This window comes from Streptomyces sp. NPDC048523 (assembly GCF_043199815.1).
In the GTDB taxonomy this organism is placed as follows: domain Bacteria; phylum Actinomycetota; class Actinomycetes; order Streptomycetales; family Streptomycetaceae; genus Streptomyces.
The window spans coordinates 20,710-35,649 of record NZ_JBICWQ010000010.1 but is presented as its reverse complement, the minus strand read 5'-3'; the positions used below and the strand labels follow the sequence as shown (position 1 = coordinate 35,649).

At 71.1% G+C, this 14,940-nt stretch carries 11 protein-coding genes and 1 pseudogene; 5 read left to right on the top strand and 7 right to left on the bottom strand.

Features of this window, described 5'->3' with window-relative positions:
• Nucleotides 1-4 precede the first annotated feature (4 nt).
• From ACGFWE_RS36800 to uvrC, 7 genes are all read right to left on the bottom strand, one after another.
• Nucleotides 5-1,216, bottom strand: coding sequence for a phosphoglycerate kinase (locus ACGFWE_RS36800; RefSeq protein WP_352390569.1), 1,212 nt, complete (start codon nucleotides 1,214-1,216; stop codon nucleotides 5-7).
• Nucleotides 1,217-1,338: 122 nt separating this feature from the next.
• Nucleotides 1,339-2,349: a type I glyceraldehyde-3-phosphate dehydrogenase gene (gene gap / locus ACGFWE_RS36795; RefSeq protein ID WP_007381239.1), complete on the bottom strand. Its 1,011-nt coding sequence runs from the start codon at nucleotides 2,347-2,349 to the stop codon at nucleotides 1,339-1,341.
• A 214-nt stretch (nucleotides 2,350-2,563) separates the two neighbouring features.
• Nucleotides 2,564-5,515, bottom strand: coding sequence for a M14 family zinc carboxypeptidase (locus ACGFWE_RS36790; protein ID WP_393604491.1), 2,952 nt, complete (start codon nucleotides 5,513-5,515; stop codon nucleotides 2,564-2,566).
• Between the two features lie 167 nt (nucleotides 5,516-5,682).
• The gene (whiA, locus tag ACGFWE_RS36785; protein WP_352390571.1) at nucleotides 5,683-6,672 is read right to left on the bottom strand and encodes a DNA-binding protein WhiA; all 990 of its coding nucleotides are present in this window, start codon (nucleotides 6,670-6,672) and stop codon (nucleotides 5,683-5,685) included.
• The gene (yvcK, locus tag ACGFWE_RS36780; protein ID WP_393604489.1) at nucleotides 6,663-7,730 is read right to left on the bottom strand and encodes a uridine diphosphate-N-acetylglucosamine-binding protein YvcK; all 1,068 of its coding nucleotides are present in this window, start codon (nucleotides 7,728-7,730) and stop codon (nucleotides 6,663-6,665) included. Before yvcK ends, whiA begins: the two co-directional genes overlap by 10 nt.
• Nucleotides 7,727-8,686: an RNase adapter RapZ gene (gene rapZ, locus ACGFWE_RS36775; protein ID WP_352390573.1), complete on the bottom strand. Its 960-nt coding sequence runs from the start codon at nucleotides 8,684-8,686 to the stop codon at nucleotides 7,727-7,729. The genes yvcK and rapZ overlap by 4 nt, the downstream gene beginning before the upstream one ends.
• Nucleotides 8,683-10,737, bottom strand: a complete 2,055-nt coding sequence (uvrC, locus tag ACGFWE_RS36770) for an excinuclease ABC subunit UvrC (protein ID WP_352390574.1) — start codon at nucleotides 10,735-10,737, stop codon at nucleotides 8,683-8,685. The genes rapZ and uvrC overlap by 4 nt, the downstream gene beginning before the upstream one ends.
• On the opposite strand from uvrC, the pseudogene ACGFWE_RS36765 reads away from it, so the two are divergent.
• The 5 genes and pseudogenes from ACGFWE_RS36765 to ACGFWE_RS36745 all read left to right on the top strand — a co-directional run.
• Nucleotides 10,736-11,236, top strand: a pseudogene (locus tag ACGFWE_RS36765) (maleylpyruvate isomerase N-terminal domain-containing protein); the annotation flags it as partial. The gene uvrC and the pseudogene ACGFWE_RS36765 sit on opposite strands and share 2 nt — an antisense overlap.
• Nucleotides 11,237-11,322: 86 nt before the next feature.
• Nucleotides 11,323-11,454, top strand: coding sequence for a hypothetical protein (locus ACGFWE_RS36760; RefSeq protein ID WP_352390596.1), 132 nt, complete (start codon nucleotides 11,323-11,325; stop codon nucleotides 11,452-11,454).
• A gap of 330 nt (nucleotides 11,455-11,784) precedes the next feature.
• Entirely contained in the window at nucleotides 11,785-12,765 is a 981-nt protein-coding gene (locus ACGFWE_RS36755) for a hypothetical protein (RefSeq protein ID WP_393604486.1), read from the top strand.
• 114 nt (nucleotides 12,766-12,879) lie between these two features.
• The gene (locus tag ACGFWE_RS36750) at nucleotides 12,880-13,956 is read left to right on the top strand and encodes a LacI family DNA-binding transcriptional regulator (RefSeq protein ID WP_393604484.1); all 1,077 of its coding nucleotides are present in this window, start codon (nucleotides 12,880-12,882) and stop codon (nucleotides 13,954-13,956) included.
• Nucleotides 13,953-14,864, top strand: coding sequence for a carbohydrate kinase (locus ACGFWE_RS36745; protein WP_352390577.1), 912 nt, complete (start codon nucleotides 13,953-13,955; stop codon nucleotides 14,862-14,864). The genes ACGFWE_RS36750 and ACGFWE_RS36745 overlap by 4 nt, the downstream gene beginning before the upstream one ends.
• Nucleotides 14,865-14,940 lie beyond the last annotated feature (76 nt).

The following is a 14,940-nucleotide window of genomic DNA, read 5'->3' as shown; positions in this document are numbered from 1 at the left end:
GGGGTCAGTCCTCCAGTGCGGCGAGGCCGGGGAGCGTCTTGCCCTCGAGGTATTCGAGGGAGGCGCCGCCACCGGTCGAGATGTGGCCGAATGCGTTCTCGTCGAAGCCCAGGATGCGGACGGCCGCGGCGGAGTCGCCACCGCCGACGACCGTGAAGGCCGAGGAGTCGAGGAGAGACTGGGCGACCGCCTTGGTGCCCTCGGCGAATTCGGGGTGCTCGAAGACGCCCATCGGGCCGTTCCAGAAGACGGTGGCGGCGTCGGTGATCTTCGAGGCGTACAGCTTGCCGGACGCCGGGCCGATGTCCAGGCCCATCCGGTCGGCCGGGATGGCGTCCGCGGCGACGGTGGTGGCGTCGGCCGGGGCCTTGGTCTTCAGGTCCGGGAACGCGGGGGCGACCACGGCGTCGACCGGCAGGACCAGCTCGACACCGGTCTTCTCGGCGCGCTCGATGTACTCCAGGACCGCCGGGATCTGGTCCTCCTGGAGGAGGGAGGCGCCGACCTCGTGGCCCTTGGCCTTGAGGAAGGTGAAGGCCATGCCGCCGCCGATGAGGATGCGGTCGGCCTTGCCGAGCAGCTGGTCGATGACGGCGAGCTTGTCGGAGACCTTGGCGCCGCCGAGCACGACCACGTAGGGCCGCTGGACCTCGTCGGTGAGCTTCTTCAGGACGCCGACCTCGGTGGCGATCAGGTAGCCGGCGTAGTGCGGCAGCCGGGCCGGGAGGTCGAAGACGGAGGCGTGCTTGCGGTGCACGGCACCGAAGCCGTCACCGACGTAGACGTCGGCGAGGGCGGCGAGCTGGTCCGCGAAGGCGCCGCGCTCGGCGTCGTCCTTGGCGGTCTCGCCGGCGTTGAAGCGGAGGTTCTCGACGACCGCGACCTGGCCGTCGGAGAGGTCCGCGACCGTGGCGCCGGCCGATTCGCCCACCGTGTCGGTCGCGAAGGCCACGGAGGCGCCCAGGAGTTCACCGAGACGGGCGGCGGCCGGGGCGAGGGAGAAGGCCGGGTCCGGGGCGCCCTTGGGGCGGCCCAGGTGGGAGGCGACGACCACGCGGGCGCCCGCCTCGGCGAGGGCCTTCACGGTCGGCAGGACGGCGCGGATACGGCCGTCGTCGGTGATGGTGGTGCCGTCCAGCGGCACGTTGAGGTCGGCGCGGACGAAGACCCGCTTGCCGGCCACGCCTTCGGCGAGCAGTTCGTCGATCGTCTTCATGAAGGGGACTCCTGAGGAGGGCTCTGGATCGAAGGAAAGCTGATCACGTGAGTCAGGGCTCGGGCAACGCGTCCTCGCGCTGCCCGAGCCCTGCTCACACACCTAGGTGCCTGATCGGTCGATCAGAGCTGGTTGCCGACGAAGACCGTGAGGTCGACGAGGCGGTTGGAGTAGCCCCACTCGTTGTCGTACCAGCCGAGGATCTTCACCGTGTTGCCCTCCTGGACCATGGTCAGGGAGGAGTCGAAGGTGCAGGACGACGGGTCGCCGACGATGTCCGAGGAGACGATCGGGTCCTCGGTGTAGGTCAGGAAGCCCTTGAGGTCGCCGTCGTCGGAGGCCTTCTTGAACGCGGCGTTGACCTCGTCCTTGGTGACCTCGCGCTGCAGCGTCACGACCAGGTCGGTGGCCGAGCCGGTCGGGACCGGGACGCGCATCGCGATGCCGTCCAGCTTGCCCTTGAGCTGCGGGAGCACCAGCGCGGTGGCCTTCGCGGCACCCGTCGTGGTCGGGATGATGTTCTCGGCGGCGGCGCGGGCGCGGCGCAGGTCCGAGTGCGGGAAGTCCAGGATCCGCTGGTCGTTCGTGTACGCGTGCACCGTCGTCATCAGGCCCTTGACGATGCCGAAGTTCTCGTCCAGAACCTTGGCCATCGGCGCCACACAGTTGGTGGTGCAGGAGGCGTTGGAGATGACGTGGTGGTTGGCCGCGTCGTACTTGTCCTGGTTGACGCCCATCACGATGGTGATGTCCTCGTCCTTGGCCGGAGCCGAGATGAGGACCTTCTTGGCGCCGCCGGCGATGTGCTTCTCGGCGTCGGCCTTCTTCGTGAAGATGCCGGTCGACTCGATGACGATGTCGACACCGAGGTCGCCCCACGGGATGTCGGCGGGGTTGCGCTCGGAGAGCACCTTGATGGTGTGACCGTCGACGGTGATCGTGTCGGCGGTGTGCGACACCTCGGCCTTCAGGCGGCCCAGGATGGTGTCGTACTTGAGCAGGTGAGCGGTGGTCGCGGTGTCACCCAGGTCGTTGACAGCCACGATCTCGATGTCAGCACCCTGCTCCAGCAGCGCGCGGAAGTAGTTACGACCGATGCGGCCAAAGCCGTTGATGCCTACGCGGATCGTCACGAAACCGATCTCCTCGTTGGTACGCCGGGTTCGAATCCGGCGAGCTGTATGGGATGTCCCCGACCACCCCCGACCCTACCTCCCTGAGCCCGGCGCAGTGACATCGAGATGCCCCATACACGGCAGGGCGGTCCGTACCCGCCAGTAGGGGTACGGACCGCCCCGGACCGAAAGCTCCGGTCACCCGGAACGACCGCGTCGGGTCATCCCGGGTTCACCCGCCGATGGCCGCGAGCGCCTTGGTGAGAAGTGCCGTGCGGTCGGCCGCCGCGGTGACGTGCTCCAGGCCGAAGCCCAGCAGCACGGTGTCGTCCGTGGTGACCGCGCCGTACGTCTTGAACAGCTCTCCGGCGCGTCCCCAGTCCTTCACGACCGCGGGGCTGCCCGCGGGTGGTCCGGGCACGCTCCACGCGCCGAGCGAGGTCTCGAAGCCCTCGGTCTCCACGGCCTGGCCGCCGATGACCACGGACGCGTTGTCGGCGAGGACACCGCGGCCGCCGGAGCCCGGGTCGGTGATGTAGCTGAGGGAGACCTCGACCTTCTTGCCCGCGTACGCGGATAGGTCGAAGGAGACCTCCTGCCAGCCGGCCGACGCCCCGGTCAGGCTGTTCCACCGGCCGCTGGTGCCGGAGGCCGTGCAACCGTCGGCGCCCTGCGTCAGATACCGCTTGAGCGCGGGGTGGGCGGCGATGAAGAACCCGGCCTCGCACTCGGCGGGTACGGCGTTGCTGGTGGCGCCGTTCTTCTCCGGGAGCGTGGTCCAGTCGTCGGCCCCGGCGGTGTGCGCCTCCAGGACCGCGTGGTCGTAGCCCTCCTCGGTGTCCCACAGGAGCCGGGTGCGCAGGGTGGGTGCCTGCGCGGCGGTGACCTGGGTGAGGTCGACGGTGCGGGCGAGGCGGTTCCAGGCGTAGTCGCTGTGCGTGACGGCGGCCATGGAGGCACCCTCGTACGGTCCGTACGGGTTGGGCGTGCCGGGGTAGGTGCCGGCTCCCGCGCTGGTGAACTGCGGGAAGGTCGCCGCGGGCAGGTTGTCCGAGGTGACGCTGAAGGATCCGGCGGCGTCCAGCGGGTTGCCGGGGGCGGCCCCGAGGCCGGCGCCGGCTCCGGCGAGCTTGCCGGTGCCCTGGAAGGCGGTGGCTCCCGGCAGGGTCGTACGGGTGTAGGCGCCCAGGTAGTACTGGCTGAAGTCGTTCGACAGGGTGCCGCCGCCCAGGTCGACGCTGCCGCCGGCCCGCTCGCCCGCCTCGATCAGCTTGCCGCCCTCGTTCAGGAAGGCGCGCAGCTGGAGCTGGGTGGGGTTGCCCGGGACGGTCGCGCCCGTGTAGTGGACGACGGTTTTGAAGTGGTCGAGCACACCGAGCGCGTCGGGCGCGCCCTGCGTGGCGACGTTCCAGACGATCGCCTTGCGTCCGGCCGCCTTCAGCGCGTCCACGTACGTCTGCGCCTGCGTGGCGGTCGCGCCCTCCTCGGCGACCACGAGCACGTCCGCGCGGGGCCGCTCGGCCACGGTGTAGGTGAAGTGCGCGCTGGAGGTGGGCTTTTTGCCCTTCGTCCGGCCGGTGAACCAGACCTCGACCTTGTCGCCGGGATCGCCGTCGGGGACCTTGGCCCGGTACTCGTCGAAGTACAGGTTGTCCTCACCGCCGTACGTCTCGCCGCCCTTCCAGGCCCTGAGCGTCCTGTCCTTGGTACGGCCGCCGTTGACGCGGTACTTGAGCTCCTTGTCGCCCACCGACTTGCGGACGACGACGGAGACCTCCTGGTCGGCGCCGCGCGAGTAGGACGTGGTGAACGTCTTCGGGGTGAAGTCGGCGGCCTTCAGGCCGAGCGAGGACTTCGGCTGGTCGGGCCTGGCCGCGGACTCGGCGACGGAGAGCGCGAAGGGGATGTTCTTCTCGAACTCCTGCTGGATCAGCTTCTCGTCGTCCGGGAAGTTGAAGACCGACTGGCAGTCCGCCGCGTTCCACTGGTCGTTCGGGTCGAGGTTTGAGGCGGTCTGGCAGGTCGACATCTCGGGGGTGAACATCGCCAGGCCGTTGACGTTCGACGCGTGGCCGTCCGCCTCGCCGTTGGTGGTGTACAGCTCCGAGGAGACCTGCGGACGGTAGCCGGGGATCGCGGAGTTGTCCGGGGTGCCGGCGAGCGCCTTGTACATGACGTCGTCGGGCGTGTCGGTGGCCACCTGCCAGCCGACGCCGTAGAGGAGGAGTTCGGCGGCGGAGTGGTAGTTGATGCCGTACGTGAAGCCGATCCGCTTCTCGAAGGCGTCCAGCGCCTTGGTCTCGGGCTCGGAGGACGGGGCCGTGCCGCGGTAGGTCTCGCTGGTGGGGTTGGGGGACGAACCCTCGTTGTCGTAGCCCCACTTGTAGGAGAAGTTGCGGTTGAGGTCGACGCCGTCGCCGACGGCGATGGTGCCGTCGCCGTTGTTGTCGTGCAGGTTCTTGCGCCACAGGCGGTTGTCGTCGTGCCGGAAGGTGTAGTCGTAGCCGTCGGGGTTGGCCGACAGGACGAACCACAGCTCGGTGGAGTCGACGATTTTCTTGAGGCGCTTGTCGGTCCGGTAACCGTCCACGTAGTGGTGGAGCAGCCGCCTGGTCATCTCCGGCGTGATCCACTCGCGCGCGTGCTGGTTGGACATGTAGAGGACGGCGGGTTTGGCGCCGTCCTTGGACTTCTTCGCGTTCTTGGTCAGTTTGAGCGCGAGGATGTCCTGGCCGTTGACGGTCTTGCCGATGGAGACGACCTTGGTGAGGCCGGGGTTGGCGCGGGCGGTCGCGAGGATCTCCTCCCGGAGCCCGCCGCTTCCGCTGTACGGCCGGAACACGCCCTCGGCGGCATTGTCCACGCGCGCCTCGGCCTTGGCGGTCAGGGTGTGTTCGGTGAGCTCGACGCCCTGCCCTTCGAGCTTGTGGGCCTCCTGGTCGGTCAGGTAGACCTCGACGGTCGCGGTGCCCTTCGCGGGCACCTGTTCGCTCAGTTCGTGGCCGTCCTGCCCGGCCGCCAGCAGCAGGGGTACCTGCCCGCTGGTGACCTCGGCGCGGAAGACCTTGACTTCGTTCGGATCAGGAGAACTGGCGCTCTGCGCGGCCTGGGCGACGGGCGCGAGGCCCGCGCCGCCGAGCAGGAGCACGCCAACGGCGAGGATCGGTCTCGCTCTTCGTCTCATGAGCCCCCCTTGCGGTGGTCCGCCACAGCAGCGAACAGATGCCAGGCTCATGACAGTTCATGATCCAGTCAAGGGTGCCTCACGGATGCGTAAACGTCGGCGCGGGACACACGAACGCCGGTGCCGACCACCCAAGTGGGCGTCGGCACCGGCGAGGTGACGAAGGGTCAGCCGACCAGGTTGTCGGCCATCTCCTCGGTGATGCTGGATTCCGTACCCGGGATGCCGAGGTCGGAGGCGCGCTTGTCGGCCATGGCCAGCAGCCGGCGGATCCGGCCGGCGACGGCGTCCTTGGTCAGCGGCGGGTCGGCGAGCGCGCCCAGCTCCTCGAGGGATGCCTGCTTGTGGTCCATGCGCAGTCGGCCCGCGGCCGCGAGATGCTCGGGCACGTCGTCGCCGAGGATCTCCAGGGCGCGCTGGACCCGGGCACCGGCGGCGACGGCCGCCCGCGCGGAGCGGCGCAGGTTGGCGTCGTCGAAGTTGGCGAGACGGTTCGCCGTGGCCCGCACCTCGCGGCGCATCCGGCGTTCCTCCCAGGCGAGCACCGACTCGTGGGCGCCCAGCCGGGTGAGCAGGGCACCGATCGCGTCACCGTCCCGGACGACCACGCGGTCCACGCCGCGCACCTCGCGGGCCTTCGCGGGAATCTGGAGGCGGCGGGCGGCGCCGACCAGGGCGAGCGCGGCCTCGGGGCCGGGGCAGGTCACCTCCAGGGACGAGGAGCGGCCGGGCTCGGTGAGCGAGCCGTGCGCCAGGAAGGCTCCGCGCCAGGCGGCCTCGGCGTCACAGGTGGCACCGGAGACGACCTGCGGGGGCAGCCCCCGGATCGGGCGGCCCCGGCCGTCGACCAGGCCGGTCTGGCGGGCCAGCTGGTCACCGCCGGCCACGACCCGGACGACGTAACGCGAACCGCGGCGCAGTCCGCCCGGTGCCATCACGATCAGCTCGGAACTGTGGCCGAAGATCTCCAGGATGTCCCGCTTGAGTCTGCGGGCCGCCATCGCGGTGTCCAGCTCCGCCTCGATCACAATGCGCCCGCTCACCAGGTGGAGGCCGCCGGCGAACCGCAGGATGGCGGAGACCTCCGCCTTTCTGCAGCAGGTCCGGGTGACGGGGAGCCGGGAGATCTCGTCCTTCACCGCTGCCGTCATCGCCATGGGCCGATCCTTCCATGCATCCGAAAAATACGGTCGTACGCGGCGGCCAACAGCTCCGGGTCGTGCCTCGGGGTCCCGTCGGGCCGGGCCACCGGCGCCAGCTCGACCGCGGCGCCGAACCGCTTGGCGGCATCGGTCAGGGAATCGCGGTCGGGCACGGCGGCCTGGTCGGCCAGCACCACGTCCAGGGCGAGTTTAGGGGCGTGTCGTCCCAAAACCTCCAAATGACGCTGCGGGGAGAAGCCATCGGTTTCTCCCGGCTGCGGTGCAAGGTTCAGGGAGAGTACCCGGCGCGCCTTCGTCTGGGTGAGGGCGTCCAGGAGTTCGGGCACCAGCAGGTGCGGGATGACCGAGGAGAACCAGGAGCCGGGGCCGAGGACGACCCAGTCGGCGTCCCGGACCGCCTCCAGCACCTCGGGGACGGCCGGCGGGTCGTGCGGCACCACGTGCACCGACTGCACCTCGCCCGGGGTCAGGGCCACCGTGGCCTGTCCCCTCACGGTCTCCACGTCCTCGGGCCGGTCCGGGTCGTGTCCCTTGACCAGGGCCTGGAGCTCCAGGGGTACGGCGGACATGGGCAGCACGCGCCCGTGCGCGCCGAGGAGTCTGCCGACCAGGTCGAGGGCCTGGACGTGGTCGCCGAGCTGCTCCCACAGGGCGACGATCAGCAGATTGCCGACCGCGTGTTCGTGCAGGTCGCCCTTGGACTGGAAGCGGTGCTGGATGACCCGGGCCCAGGTCTGGCCCCATTCGTCGTCACCGCACAGCGCGGCCAGCGCCTTGCGCAGGTCGCCGGGCGGCAGCACGCCCAGTTCGTCGCGCAGGCGCCCGCTGGAGCCGCCGTCGTCGGCCACGGTGACGACGGCGGTGAGGTCGCCGGTGATCCGGCGCAGGGCGGCGAGTGAGGCGGACAGGCCCATGCCGCCGCCGAGCGCCACCACCTTGGGCTGGGCACCGCGCCGGCGGGGCCGGGCACCGCGGATCTCGACGGTCCGGGTCGCCCGCCCTTCGGGGACGACCCGGCGCAGCCTGCTCAGCCGCGGACTACGTGCGGTCATTCCCGTCCCATGTCCCGGTGTACGACCACCGTCTCCACACCCTCGGCCGCGAGGCGCGCGGCGAGCTTCTCCGACGTGGCGACCGAGCGGTGCTTGCCGCCGGTGCAGCCGATGGCGATGGTCACGTACCGCTTGCCCTCGCGGCGGTAGCCGGCCGCGATGAGGCGCAGCAGCTCCGCGTACCGGTCGAGGAACTCCTTGGCGCCGGGCTGGTTGAAGACGTACGCCGACACCTCCTCGTTGAGGCCGGTGAAGGGGCGCAGCTCCGGGACCCAGTGCGGGTTGGGCAGGAACCGCATGTCCGCGACCAGGTCGGCGTCGACCGGGAGGCCGTACTTGAAGCCGAAGGACATGACGGTGGCACGGAGCTCGGGCTCCTCCTCGCCGGCGAACTGGGCGTCCATCTTGGCGCGCAGCTGGTGCACGTTGAGGCTGGAGGTGTCGATGACCAGGTCGGCGTCGCCGCGCAGCTCGCGCAGGAGCTCGCGCTCGGCGTCGATGCCGTCGACGATGCGGCCGTCGCCCTGCAGGGGGTGCGGGCGGCGCACGGACTCGAAGCGGCGCACCAGGGCCTCGTCGGAGGACTCCAGGAAGACGATCCGCCGGGTGACGTGCTTGGCCTCCAGGTCGGCGAGGGACTCGCGGAGGTTGTCGAAGAAGCGCCGGCCGCGGACGTCGACGACCACCGCGATCCGGGCGACATTGCCCTGGGACCGGGCGCCGAGCTCCACCATGGTGGGGATCAGCGCGGGCGGGAGGTTGTCGACGACGAACCAGCCGAGGTCCTCGAGACACTTCGCGGCGGTGGAGCGGCCGGCACCGGACATGCCCGAGATGATCACCAGCTCGGGGATGGCCGCCTCCGGGACTCCGGCCGCATCGGCGGGCGCGCCCGTACTCACCTGTGCGTCGTCTCCGCTCTGGCCCTGTTGTTCTTCGTGCTCGTTCACATTCATGTCTCCTGCCCCCGTCGTTCGTCCGGGGCGCCCGCCGTCACGGGGTCCCCGCCGGAACCCGTGGTGCCGGGTTCCTCCTCATCCATGATCTCTCCAGTCGCCGTGTTCACGGCGGGCGCGGCCGGGGCCGCCTGGGCGAGGGCCACGGCGATCGTCTCGGCCGTCTTGCGGCCTATGCCGGGGACCTCGCAGATCTGGTCGATGGTGGCGGATCGTAGTTTCTTCAAGGACCCGAAATGTTTCAGCAGGGCCTGCTTGCGTGTGTCCCCGAGACCGGGGACGTCGTCGAGCGGGCTCGACCGGAAGCGCTGGGCCCGCTTGGTGCGCTGGTAGGTGATCGCGAAGCGGTGGGCCTCGTCACGGACCCGCTGGAGAAGGTACAGGCCTTCGCTGGTGCGGGGCAGCACGACCGGGTCGTCGTCGCCCGGCAGCCAGACCTCCTCCAGGCGCTTGGCGAGGCCGCAGACGGCGATGTCGTCGATGCCGAGCTCGTCCAGGGCCTTCTTCGCGGCGGCGACCTGGGGCTGTCCGCCGTCGACGACGACGAGCTGGGGCGGGTAGGCGAACTTCTTGGGGCGGCCGTCGTCGTCCTTGAGGCCGTTCTCGGTGGTGCCTTCCTCGGGGAGGTCGTCCACCCACTCGCCCGTCTTCTCCTTCTCGGCGAGATAGCGCCGGAAGCGACGGGAGATCACCTCGTGCATGGACCGGACGTCGTCCTGTCCGGCGAAGCCCTTGATCTGGAAGCGGCGGTACTCGCTCTTGCGCTGGAGTCCGTCCTCGAAGACGACCATGGACGCGACCACGTCGTCGCCCTGGAGGTGGGAGATGTCGTAGCACTCGATCCGGAGCGGTGCGCTGTCCAGGTCGAGGGCCTCGGCGATCTCCTCCAGGGCACGCGAGCGCGTGGTCAGGTCGGAGGCGCGCTTGGTCTTGTGGAGGACGAGGGCCTGCTGCGCGTTGCGCTGCACGGTCTCCATGAGGGCCTTCTTGTCGCCGCGCTGCGGGATGCGCAGGGAGACCCCCGAGCCGCGGCGCTCGGTCAGCCACTCCTGGACCGGCTCGACCGGCTCGGGCAGGGCCGGGACGAGGACCTCCTTGGGGACCGAGTCGCCCTTCTCCTCGCCGTAGAGCTGCTGGAGGGCGTGCTCGACGAGGGCGCCGGTGGTGATCTCCTCGACCTTGTCGGTGACCCAGCCGCGCTGTCCGCGCACGCGTCCGCCGCGCACGTGGAAGATCTGGACGGCGGCCTCCAGCTCGTCCTCGGCGACCGCGATCAGGTCGGCGTCGGTCGCGTCGGCGAGCACGACGGCGCTCTTCTCCATGGCCTTCTTCAGGGCCCCGATGTCGTCGCGCAGCCGGGCCGCCCGCTCGTACTCCATCTCCTCGGCGGCATCCGTCATCTGCTTCTCCAGACGGCGGATGTAGGTGCCGGTACGGCCGGCCATGAAGTCGCAGAACTCCTCGGCGAGGTCGCGGTGTTCGTCGGCGGAGACGCGGTCGACGCAGGGTGCCGAGCACTTGCCGATGTAGCCGAGGAGGCAGGGGCGGCCGGTGCGGGTGGCGTTCTTGAAGACGCCGGCGGAGCAGGTGCGGACGGGGAAGACACGCAGCAGGAGGTCGACGGTGTCGCGGATCGCCCACGCGTGCCCGTAGGGCCCGAAGTACCTCACGCCCTTGCGTTTGTGGCCGCGCATCACCTGCACGCGCGGGAACTCCTCGTTCATCGTCACCGCGAGGTACGGGTAGCTCTTGTCGTCGCGGTACTTGACGTTGAACCGGGGGTCGAACTCCTTGATCCAGGAGTACTCCAGCTGGAGGGCCTCGACCTCCGTGGACACCACCGTCCACTCCACGGAGGCGGCCGTGGTCACCATCGTGCGGGTGCGGGGGTGCAGGCTCGCCAGGTCCTGGAAGTAGTTCGCCAGGCGCTGGCGCAGGCTCTTCGCCTTTCCGACGTAGATCACCCGGCGGTGCTCGTCGCGGAACCTGTACACCCCGGGAGTGTCCGGGATCTCCCCGGGTTTGGGGCGGTAGCTGGAGGGGTCGGCCATGTCTCACACCCTACTGGCGAGGGCTGACAGTCCGGTGAGCCTGTGGACAACGGCCGGTGGCCACGCATCGGGCCGGCCGCCGGCCTCCCGGGGTGATCTCCGCCTTTCTCGACACCGCCGAGGTCACGTCCGGGCTGCTGCGTTCGCCGGCACTGGCCGAACGCTGGGAGCGGCCGAGTGCACCGGACCGTTTCCGGTCAGCGGCCTGGCCGGCCATCTGGCCCGAGCCGTTCTCAACGTCGAGCGCCGGCTCGCCTCGCCACCCCCCGCAGATCGGACTCCCGTTGACGCGGTCACGTACTTCCTGGCCGGTGTCGGCCCGGCGCCGGATCCGGACGACGCGGTGCCGCTGCGGATCCGCGAGCTGGGCGAGCAGGAGGCGGCCGGTGGACCCGACGCCCTGGCCGAGGCGTTCGACACCGCTCGTGCCCGGCTCGCGGCGCAGTTGCCGGCCATGCCGCCCGACCGGCCCGTCGGTGTGTTCGTCCACGTCCTGCCGCTCGACCAGTGCCTGCTCACCCGTCTCGTGGAACTCGTGGTCCACCTCGACGACCTGGCCGTCAGTCTGGAGGTCCCACTCCGTCGGTGCCCGCCGGGGCCTCCGCCGCGGTCACCGACTGCCTCACCCGTATCGCCGTGGCCCGTCACGGCTTCCTTCCGGTGCTGCCCGCCCTCGCCCGCCGGGAACGCGCCACCGCTCCGATCGCGGCGTTCTGACGCCCGCCTCCGCCGGACGGCCCCTGACGCCACAGGCGGCGGCCGATGCCGGCGTTGGAGCGGCCCTCGGCCATCAGGGCGTCCTCGACCTGGACGGCGAGAGCGGCTTCGACGTGGCGGTGGAACCGGCCCGCAGGCGGCCGGGAGTGCACCACCGTTCGGCGACAGGTGTTGTCGGGACTTGGTCAACACGCTTCAATGCGGGGGAACTCGGGGCCGGGAACGACGGCGTACGGATGTGAAGCCTCCCCGGCACTGCCACGGACGGCCCCGGCACACCCTCGCGAACGGCCTGACCAGCCGCCCGGACCTGCACAGAAAGGCCCCTGCATGCCGCACGCCACACAGCACGCGGACGACGTGAGCGTCGCCGACGCGGAACTGGACTCGGCCCTGCGCGGCGGCCCCTTCCATGTCGCGCTGCGCGCGGCGATCGCCGCGCGGGGGCTGCCGCTCCAGCGCGTCCAGCACCATCTGTCGCGCTACGGGGTCAAGGTCGGTGTCACCAGCCTCAGTTACTGGCAGCAGGGCGCCCGGCGCCCGCAGCGTCCCGAGTCGCTACGGGCCGTACGGGCGCTGGAGGAGATCCTTCAGCTGCCGGAGGAGTCGCTGATCCGGCTGCTCGCCGAGGACGAGGAGCGGTCGGCCGCCGAGCGGCCCGCGACCCGCTCCTACCGCTCCCTCCTCGCGGCCTCGGACATTCTCGGACAACTGCTGGGCGAACTGGACGCGCCGCCCGACGGCGGGCTGCACACCCTCGGCCATCACGAACGCATAGGCATCGGGGCGCGCCGTGAGCTGCGCAGCCGCGAGTCGCACCACATCGTGCGCGCCCACCGCGAGGGCGTCGACCGTTTCATCGCCGTCCACCACGGCGACCCGGGGTGCGTGCCGGAGCGCATGACCGTGCACGCCCTGGAGAACTGCCGTACGGGACGCGTGCGTTCGCACCACGACACCGGGGTGCTCGTGGCCGAGCTGCTCCTCGACGCCCGGCTGCGGGCCGGGGACACCTTCCTGTTCCGCTACGGCGTCGAGGACGGCACGGCCGGGGTGTCCCGCGAGTACACGCGCGGCTTCGGCTCGCCCGGCGGGCAGTACGCGCTCCAGGTCCGGTTCGACGAGAACGCCCTGCCGGTGCGCTGCCACCGCTTCGCCCAGCACTCCCCCGCCGCGCCCCGCAGCGGCCGCCAGGAACTGTCCCTCACCGGCCGCCACCACTCGGTCCACCTGGTCGAGCCACGGGTGCGGTCGGGGGCCGTGGGGATCGGGTGGGACTGGGAGCAGGAGGCGGTGCCGTCGGACCGGTGACATGACGTAAACGTTTGCGCAAGCGTTTACGTGCACCGCTGAATGGGATACCTTCCCGGCCGTGGGCCACTGTTCCGGTGCCCCGCAAGTGCGCCGTTCCGGGAGGGGAACCCGATGCCGACCATGGCCGACGTGGCACGCAGCGCCGGAGTCTCCGTGGCGACCGTCTCGCACGTCCTCAACGGCACCCGGCCGGTCCTGCCCCACACCCGCCAGGCCGTGCTGGACGCCGTCGACGAGCTCGGCTACACCCCCAACACCCTCGCCCGCTCCCTGGTGACCTCCCGGACCCGCTCCATCGGGCTCGCGGTGTCGGCGATCAGCAATCCGTACTTCACGGAGATCCTCCAGGGCGTCGAGGCGGGCGCGCTGGAACACGGGTACAGCCTGCTCATCGCCGATCCGCACGACGACCCCGTGCACGAGCGCAAGGTCGCCCAGCTGCTCCACGAGCGGCGCGTGGACGGCATGATCGTCGCGCCCTCCGCCGACCCGCGCGAGCTCGTGTCCTACCTCGGGCGCCACGAGGTCCCGACGGTGTTCCTGGACCGGGTGATCGACGATGTGGGCGGGAGCGGCCCGCAGCGCTTCGACCAGGTCTGCGCCGAGAACACCGAGCCGACGGCCGGGCTGGTCACCCACCTCGCCGGACTCGGGCACCGGCGCATCGGCCTGGTGGCCGGCCTGCCCGGCCTGAGCACCACCGCCGAGCGGATCGCCGGATACCGGCAGGGCCTGACCGCCGCCCGTCTCCCCCACGACGACCAGCTGGTCGTCCACGGCGACTCCGAGGCCGCCGGAGCCGAACGGGCCACCGGCGCCCTGCTGGCCCTCGCCGCGCCGCCCACCGCCCTCGTCACCGCCAACAACGCGATGACCATCGGCACCCTGCGCGCCCTGCGCGAACACGGCCTCTCGGTACCGGAGGACCTCGCCCTGTGCTGCTTCGACGACTTCGCCTGGGCGGATCTGTTCTCGCCCCGCCTCACCGCCATCGCCCAGCCCAGCAGGGAGATCGGCGCGCAGGCGGTCCGTGTGCTGCTGGAACGGCTCGAAAGGCCGGACCGGCCCGCCCGGACCGTGCGCCTCGACTGCACGTTCGTGCATCGCACGTCGTGCGGCTGCTCCGACTCCGGACAGCGGGCGCGGCCCTCGCAGCCCTCGCATTCTCAGAAAGGAACGGTTTCGTGATCGTCGTCGCTGGTGAGGCCCTCATCGATCTGGTCCCGCAGGGCACGGGTGCCCTGGCAGGTCTCAAGCCGGCGCTCGGCGGCGGCCCCTACAACACCGCCGTGGCCCTCGGCCGGCTCGGCTCCCCCACCGCCTTCTGTTCGCGTATCTCGTACGACGCCTTCGGCGAGGCCCTGCTCGACGGGCTCCGGGAGGCGGGGGTGGACGTGTCCGCCGTGCAGCGCGGTACGGAGCCGACCACGCTCGCCGTCGCCACGGTCGACACCAACGGCTCGGCCGCCTACTCCTTCTACGTCGACGGCACCGCCGACCGGCTGTTCGCCGCCCCCGCCGAACTTCCCGCCGGTACGCGCGCGGTGTCCTTCGGCACCTGCTCGCTCGTCCTGGAGCCGGGGGCGAGCGCCTACGAGGAGCTGCTGGGGACGGCGGCCGCGCAGGGTGTGTTCACCGCGCTGGACCCGAACATCCGGACCGGGTTGATCCCCGACGCGGACGCCTATCGGGCCCGGTTCAAGAGCTGGCTGCCGTCGGTGTCGCTGCTCAAGCTCTCCGAGGAGGACGCGCGGTGGCTGGGCGGCACCCCGCGTGAGTGGCTGGCCGCGGGGCCCTCGGCCGTCGTCGTCACCCAGGGCGGGGACGGGCTGACCGTGTTCACCCGGGACGGGGCGGTGCTGCCGGTGCCGGGCGAGAAGGTCGACGTCGTGGACACGATCGGCGCGGGCGACACGGTGAACGCCGCCCTGCTGCACGGCCTGGCCGGCCTCGACGCACTGTCCCCGGAGGCGGTTGCCTGCCTGGGGGTCGAGGACTGGGCCCGGCTGCTGCGGTTCGCGGCACGCGCGGCCGCGATCACCTGCTCACGAGCCGGTGCGCAGCCGCCGTACGCGTCCGAGCTGGGCGAGCTGTAGGCCGGAGAGGGGTGCCGGTGGACGGGGCCGGTGCGTCGATCCGGGGCTGATGACAGAGCGAGCGGTGCCCCGCGGG